The organism is Citrobacter sp. CK195, from assembly GCF_030333365.1.
GTDB lineage: Bacteria > Pseudomonadota > Gammaproteobacteria > Enterobacterales > Enterobacteriaceae > Citrobacter_B > Citrobacter_B koseri.
Window position 1 is genome coordinate 20,929 of sequence record NZ_JAOWGB010000019.1, and the last position, 6,572, is coordinate 27,500.

The 6,572-nt window shown below is 52.1% G+C and carries 10 protein-coding genes and 1 rRNA gene (1 of these 11 running past the window's edge); 8 read left to right on the forward strand and 3 right to left on the reverse strand.

Translation table 11 applies throughout. The features are described 5' to 3' along the window. Positions 1 to 36: 36 nt before the first annotated feature. Together fmt and def are read right to left on the reverse strand one after the other, a co-directional pair. Complete coding sequence (gene fmt, locus OGX93_RS02755; protein ID WP_115625974.1) at positions 37 to 984, reverse strand: methionyl-tRNA formyltransferase; 948 nt, start codon at positions 982 to 984, stop codon at positions 37 to 39. A gap of 14 nt (positions 985 to 998) precedes the next feature. Next, positions 999 to 1,508 (reverse strand): peptide deformylase, encoded by a 510-nt coding sequence (def, locus tag OGX93_RS02760; protein WP_047460857.1) that lies wholly within the window; start codon positions 1,506 to 1,508, stop codon positions 999 to 1,001. Between the two features lie 130 nt (positions 1,509 to 1,638). Here def and dprA point away from each other — a divergent pair, with 130 nt between their 5' ends. The 6 genes from dprA to OGX93_RS02790 are packed head-to-tail and all read left to right on the forward strand — an operon-like array spanning position 1,639 to position 5,431. After that, positions 1,639 to 2,763, forward strand: a complete 1,125-nt coding sequence (dprA, locus tag OGX93_RS02765; RefSeq protein WP_047460860.1) for a DNA-protecting protein DprA — start codon at positions 1,639 to 1,641, stop codon at positions 2,761 to 2,763. Continuing rightward, a complete protein-coding gene (gene smg, locus OGX93_RS02770) occupies positions 2,735 to 3,208 on the forward strand; it encodes a DUF494 family protein Smg (RefSeq protein ID WP_024130999.1) in 474 nt (157 codons plus the stop codon). Before dprA ends, smg begins: the two co-directional genes overlap by 29 nt. Positions 3,209 to 3,234: 26 nt before the next feature. Continuing rightward, positions 3,235 to 3,789, forward strand: a complete 555-nt coding sequence (locus tag OGX93_RS02775) for a DNA topoisomerase family protein (RefSeq protein ID WP_012135414.1) — start codon at positions 3,235 to 3,237, stop codon at positions 3,787 to 3,789. Beyond that, entirely contained in the window at positions 3,782 to 4,354 is a 573-nt protein-coding gene (gene tsaC / locus OGX93_RS02780) for an L-threonylcarbamoyladenylate synthase type 1 TsaC (protein WP_024130998.1), read from the forward strand. Before OGX93_RS02775 ends, tsaC begins: the two co-directional genes overlap by 8 nt. A 4-nt stretch (positions 4,355 to 4,358) precedes the next feature. Further along, on the forward strand, positions 4,359 to 5,177 hold the full coding sequence (aroE, locus tag OGX93_RS02785; protein WP_049011816.1) for a shikimate dehydrogenase: 819 nt from the start codon (positions 4,359 to 4,361) through the stop codon (positions 5,175 to 5,177). After that, the gene (locus OGX93_RS02790) at positions 5,174 to 5,431 is read left to right on the forward strand and encodes a DUF1488 family protein (RefSeq protein WP_130028730.1); all 258 of its coding nucleotides are present in this window, start codon (positions 5,174 to 5,176) and stop codon (positions 5,429 to 5,431) included. The genes aroE and OGX93_RS02790 overlap by 4 nt, the downstream gene beginning before the upstream one ends. Here OGX93_RS02790 and OGX93_RS02795 read toward each other — a convergent pair. After that, entirely contained in the window at positions 5,407 to 5,961 is a 555-nt protein-coding gene (locus OGX93_RS02795; RefSeq protein WP_012135410.1) for a gamma carbonic anhydrase family protein, read from the reverse strand. The two genes, OGX93_RS02790 and OGX93_RS02795, sit on opposite strands and share 25 nt — an antisense overlap. Here OGX93_RS02795 and OGX93_RS02800 point away from each other — a divergent pair. Both OGX93_RS02800 and OGX93_RS02805 read left to right on the forward strand, forming a co-directional pair. Then, the gene (locus OGX93_RS02800; protein WP_012135409.1) at positions 5,960 to 6,274 is read left to right on the forward strand and encodes a hypothetical protein; all 315 of its coding nucleotides are present in this window, start codon (positions 5,960 to 5,962) and stop codon (positions 6,272 to 6,274) included. The two genes, OGX93_RS02795 and OGX93_RS02800, sit on opposite strands and share 2 nt — an antisense overlap. A 155-nt stretch (positions 6,275 to 6,429) precedes the next feature. Beyond that, positions 6,430 to 6,572 (forward strand): 16S ribosomal RNA (locus tag OGX93_RS02805) (it continues 1,399 nt past the right edge of the window).

The following is a 6,572-nucleotide window of genomic DNA, read 5'->3' on the forward strand; positions in this document are numbered from 1 at the left end:
ATGCCCGGTAACACCGGGCGTAGTAAGACGTGACCGTCAGGCCAGACGGTTGCCAGGAATAAACCATTCCCGACGTGAATTTAAAAGATCCTGCGCGCTCATTGCCTTCTTACCTGCGGGTTGAAGGGAGAGCAGGTTCAGGATGCCGTTGCCGGTTGCAACCTGAATACCTTGTTTAGTCGCGTCAAGAATGGTGCCCGGTTCCGCTTGCGTTACGCGCTCTATCACTGACGCCTGCCACACTTTTACCGGCTGACCGTCAATTTCCATCCAGCTCATTGGCCAGGGATTAAAGGCGCGGATGCAGCGTTCAAGCTGTGCGGCAGAGAGAGACCAGTCCATACGCGCCTCTTCTTTGCTAAGTTTCTCAGCGTGAGTGGCCAGGGTGTTGTCCTGTACTTCTGGCTTCGCGGTACCGTTTTCTAACTGTTTCAGCGTTTCAATCAGCCCCTGTGGGCCAAGATCCGCCAGCTTGTCATACAGCGTGCCGCTGGTGTCTTCCGCGGTGATTGGACAGGCAAGTTTATAGAGCATATCGCCAGTATCCAGACCCACATCCATTTGCATGATGGTTACGCCCGTTTCGGCATCACCAGCCCAAAGTGAACGTTGGATCGGCGCTGCGCCACGCCAGCGCGGGAGCAGGGAACCGTGAACGTTGATGCAGCCGAGTCGCGGCATATCAAGCACCGCTTTTGGCAGAATCAGGCCATACGCCACCACGACCATTACGTCAGCGTGTAAGTCCGCGACTAAATGCTGGTTTTCTTGTGGGCGCAAGGAGGCGGGCTGAAAAACCGCTATTCCTTTCTCTTCCGCCAGCACTTTCACCGGGCTGGGCATCAGCTTTTTACCGCGTCCAGCCGGGCGGTCGGGTTGGGTAAACACGCCAACGACGTTGTGTCCAGAAGACAACAGCGCGTCAAGATGACGCGCTGCAAAGTCAGGTGTACCCGCAAAAATAATACGTAGTGAATCTGACACGTTGATTCTTGTCCTTAAGCTCGGGCGTTCAGGCGGTCGAGTTTCTCAACTTTCTGACGAATACGTTGTTGCTTCAGCGGCGACAGATAATCAATAAACAGTTTACCAACCAGGTGATCCATCTCGTGCTGAATACAGATAGCCAACAGGCCGTCTGCTTCCAGCTCAAAAGATTGACCGTCGCGGTCAAGTGCGCGAATTTTCACTTTCTCCGCACGCGGCACTAAAGCACGCTGTTCTGGAATAGACAGACAGCCTTCTTCAATCCCCGTCTCACCGCTTTTTTCCAGCAGTTCCGGGTTGATTAACACCAGACGCTCGTCGCGGTTTTCCGAAACATCAATCACGATGATACGTTGATGAATATCGACCTGCGTTGCCGCCAGGCCAATACCTTCTTCTGCATACATCGTTTCGAACATATCATCGACGATACGCTGAATTTCTGCATTCACTTCTTCTACCGGTTTTGCGACTTTGCGAAGACGCTCGTCCGGAATATGTAACACTTGCAAAACTGCCATAATTATCCAGAGTTGTGTTCAGGAGTTGGAAAGATTATTACCTCTATTCTAGACAAAACCCCCTCCGATTGACAGCATCAGTGACCAATCGCAAAGATTGCCAGGACAGCTTGTGGCAGGGGGATAAAGGATGACCCGTACCGAAATTTGGTTACGTTTGATGCATGTGAGTGAATTGTATGGCGATGCAATGTTGAGCATTGCGAATTTGCTCATACAACAGCGTCAGATTGATAAGACTTTACTTCAGAACGCAGGGTTAACGTCCCGACAAGCGGAACGTTTTTTAACCGTCCCGCAAAAAGCACTGGATGACGCGCAGCACTGGCTTGAGCAACCTCATCACCATTTGATTCTGGCCGGCAGCGCGCGTTATCCGGCACAGTTGAATGCGATTGCAGATTATCCCGGCGCTTTTTTTGTTGCGGGTGATCCAGAATGTCTCCAGAACTTCCAGCTTGGCGTCGTAGGAAGCCGGACACCTTCCTGGTATGGCGAGCGATGGGGGCGCTTGTTCTGTGAAAGTCTTGCCGTAAAAGGGGTGACGATTACCAGCGGGCTGGCGAGAGGAGTTGATGGCGTTGCGCATAAAGCAGCCTTAAACGCGAACGGGAAAAGCGTGGCTGTGCTGGGCAACGGTCTGGGAAGTATCCATCCCCGACGACATACCCGGCTGGCTGAGGGGCTGATAGACGCCGGTGGCGCGCTGGTGTCGGAGTTTCCATTAGCGACGCTCCCTTTACCGCACCATTTTCCCCGACGAAACCGCATCATTAGCGGCCTGAGCAAAGGCGTGCTGGTGGTTGAAGCGGCACTACGAAGCGGCTCTTTGGTTACCGCGCGCTGTGCGCTGGAGCAAGGGAGGGATGTCTTTGCCTTGCCAGGGCCGATAGGCAGCCCTGGCAGTGAAGGGCCGCATTGGTTGATCAAACAGGGCGCCACTCTTGTGACGGCGCCAGAGGATATTCTGGAAAATTTGCAATACGGCTTACATTGGCTGCCAGATGAGGCCGAAAATTCACTTTATTCACCAGATCAGGAAGTCGCAGCATTGCCATTTCCTATGCTCCTGGCTAACGTAGGAGATGAGGTAACACCTGTTGACGTCGTCGCTGAACGTGCCGGCCAACCTGTGCCAGAGGTAGTGGCTCAGCTACTCGAACTGGAGTTAGCAGGATGGATCGCAGCTGTACCCGGCGGCTATGTCCGATTAAGGAGGGCAAGCCATGTTCGACGTACTAATGTATTTGTTTGAGACTTACATCCATAACGAAGCTGAATTGCGTGTGGATCAGGACAAACTGGAACGGGATCTTACCGACGCTGGCTTTGACCGTGAAGACATCTACAACGCGCTACTGTGGCTGGAAAAGCTTGCTGATTATCAGGAAGGCCTCGCCGAACCTATGCAACTGGCTTCCGATCCGCTCTCCGTACGTATTTACACGGCAGAGGAGTGCAATCGGCTGGATGCCAGCTGTCGGGGGTTTCTGTTATTCCTCGAGCAGATTCAGGTGCTAAACCTCGAAACGCGAGAAATGGTGATTGAACGCGTGCTCGCGCTGGATACCGCAGAATTCGATCTGGAAGACCTGAAGTGGGTGATCCTGATGGTTTTATTTAACATTCCGGGTTGTGAAAATGCGTATCAGCAAATGGAAGAATTACTCTTTGAAGTGAATGAAGGTATGCTGCATTAATCGACCTTCATTCAGCATGAGTTGTTATGGCTAAATCAGCACTGTTTACGGTGCATAAAAATGAGCCCTGCCCACAGTGCGGGGCTGAACTTGTTATTCGCTCCGGGAAACACGGTCCTTTTCTCGGCTGCTCACACTATCCAGAATGTGATTATGTCCGTCCGCTGAAATCGTCAGCAGACGGACATATCGTCAAAGTTCTGGAGGGGAAGTTTTGCCCGGCATGTGGTGCGGAGCTGGTATTGCGGCAGGGGCGGTTCGGCATGTTTATCGGTTGCAGTGACTACCCCGCGTGTGGTCATACCGAACTGATCGACAAACCAGACGAAACTGCCATTACCTGCCCTCAGTGCCAAAAAGGTCATCTGGTTCAACGGCGTTCCCGTTATGGTAAAACCTTTCATTCCTGCGATCGCTATCCTGAATGTCAGTTTGTCATTAACTTCAAACCGATAGCCGGAGAGTGTCCTGAATGTCACTATCCGCTACTCATCGAAAAGAAAACCGCGCAGGGTGTGAAGCACTTTTGCGCCAGTAAACAATGTGGAAAGCCGGTTCCGGCGGAACAACAAAGTGAATAATAACCTGCCCACAGACGCTATCGCGGCAGCGGTAGCGGTACTGCATAAAGAATGTGTCATCGCGTATCCCACAGAAGCTGTTTTCGGTGTCGGGTGCGATCCTGATAGTGAAACGGCGGTCAACCGCTTACTGGAATTGAAACAGCGTCCGGTTGAAAAAGGCCTCATTTTAATTGCGGCAAATTTTGAGCAGCTTAAGCCATATATTGATGACAGCATGCTGACAGATACGCAACGAGAAGCGATCTTTGCGTGCTGGCCTGGCCCGGTGACGTTTGTTTTTCCTGCACCGGCGACAACGCCGCGCTGGTTGACGGGACGTTTTGATTCGCTGGCGGTTCGCGTTACGGATCACCCGCTGGTGGTCTCATTGTGCCAGGCTTATGGCAAACCGTTAGTTTCCACCAGTGCGAATTTGACAGGGTTGCCTCCCTGCCGCACGGTCGAAGAAGTACGGGCGCAGTTTGGCGCGGATTTCCCCGTTGTTGAGGGGGAAACGGGAGGACGTCTGAATCCTTCTGAAATTCGTGATGCCCTGACGGGCGAGCTGTTTCGACAGGGGTAATACGATGGAAACCTATGCCGTTTTTGGTAACCCGATTGCGCACAGCAAGTCGCCATTTATTCATCAGCAGTTTGCGCAGCAACTGAAGATAGATCATCCCTATGGGCGTGTTCTGGCGCCGGTTGATGATTTCGTGAATACCCTTAATGCCTTTTTTGCGCAAGGAGGGAAAGGGGCGAACGTTACCGTTCCTTTTAAAGAGGAAGCGTTTGCACGCGCAGATGAACTGACGGAGCGTGCGGCGCTTGCCGGGGCGGTGAATACCCTGAAACGCCTTGATGATGGTCGCTTGCTGGGGGATAACACCGACGGCATCGGCCTGTTGAGCGATCTTGAACGTTTGTCTTTCATTCGCCCGGGGCTACGCATCCTGCTGATTGGGGCGGGGGGGGCTTCCAGGGGCGTACTGTTACCGCTGCTATCAATGGATTGTGCGGTTACTATCGCGAACCGAACCGCTTCCCGTGCTGAAGAACTGGCGCAAATCTTCGCTCATACCGGCAGTGTTCAGGCCCTTCGTCTTGATGCGCTGGAAGGCCATGAATTCGATCTGATCATCAATGCGACATCCAGTGGAATTAGCGGTGATATTCCCGCGATCCCGTCATCGCTCATTCATCCTGCTGTCTGTTGCTACGATATGTTTTATCAAAAGGGAAATACGCCGTTCCTTGCCTGGTGTGCGGAGCAAGGGGCAAAACGGTATGCCGATGGTTTGGGGATGCTGGTGGGGCAAGCCGCGCATGCTGTTTTTCTCTGGCATGGCGTGTTGCCTGACGTGGAACCTGTTATTGCAACGCTGAAGCAGGAACTGTCGGCATGAACCAGGCTATTCAGTTTCCTGACAGAGAAGAGTGGGACTCGGACCTTGAGGCCGTTAGCTTTCCCGCACTGGTGAATGGGATACAGTTAATGTGTGCTATCAAGGGAACCACGCTGGCGCATCGCTTTGGCGGCGATACGCCAGAACGGTGGCTGGCAGACTTTTGTGAACATCGCTGGGATCTGGAAGAAGAAGCGGAAGCGTTGATCCAGTCCCAGCAGGAAGACGATCAGGGTTGGGTCTGGCTGTCCTGACTCAGGTATTCATCTTTCCATTTCACATAGTTATTTGCGGAGTACTGTAGCCCGGCTTTCTCTTCATCACTTAGCGGACGGATCTGCTTCACCGGACTCCCCAGATACAGATAGCCGCTTTCCAGGCGCTTGTTTTGCGGCACCAGGCTGCCAGCGCCGATCATGACGTCATCTTCTATTACCGCGCCATCCAGCAGAATGGACCCCATGCCAACCAGAACCCGGTTGCCGATAGTGCAGCCGTGGAGCATGACTTTATGCCCGACAGTGACATCTTCACCCACAATAAGCGGATTACCTTGCGGGTTAGTGGTGGATTTGTGCGTCACATGCAGCACGCTGCCGTCCTGGATATTTGAGCGGGCGCCAATCTCTACATAGTTCACATCGCCACGAATGACGACCAGCGGCCAGATCCCGACGTCATCAGCCAGACGAACATCGCCAATGACGACGCTACTGGAATCGATCATCACGCGTTGCCCGATCTGTGGGAAAAGATCCTTATAAGGACGTAATACGTCAGACATGTTTACCTCAACGAAAGAGAACAGTAATGAAGACTTTGGTTGGATTATTGGCGCTACGCAAGTGTTTCAGGTATCAAAAATCAGCCAAATTGCGCAGGAATGTAGCGAAAGGGGTAAAAAACAGGCATTCAGCAAAAAAGATCCAAAAAACGCTTGTGCAAAAAAATGGGATCCCTATAATGCGCCTCCGTTGAGACGACAAAGTGAAACGCTTCACAAGATGGTCGGAACAACGAAGAGAAAAATCCTGAAAAATGGGGTTGACTCTGAAAGAGGAAAGCGTAATATACGCCACCTCGCGACAGAGCGCTAAAGCGCGTCGCAACTGCTCTTTAACAATTTATCAGACAATCTGTGTGGGCACTCAAAGTGACATGGATTCTTGACGTCGCAAGACGAAAAATGAATACCAAGTCTCTGAGTGAACACGTAATTCATTACGAAGTTTAATTCACGAGCATCAAACTTAAATTGAAGAGTTTGATCATGGCTCAGATTGAACGCTGGCGGCAGGCCTAACACATGCAAGTCGAACGGTAACAGGAAGCAGCTTGCTGCTTTGCTGACGAGTGGCGGACGGGTGAGTAATGTCTGGGAAACTGCCTGATGGA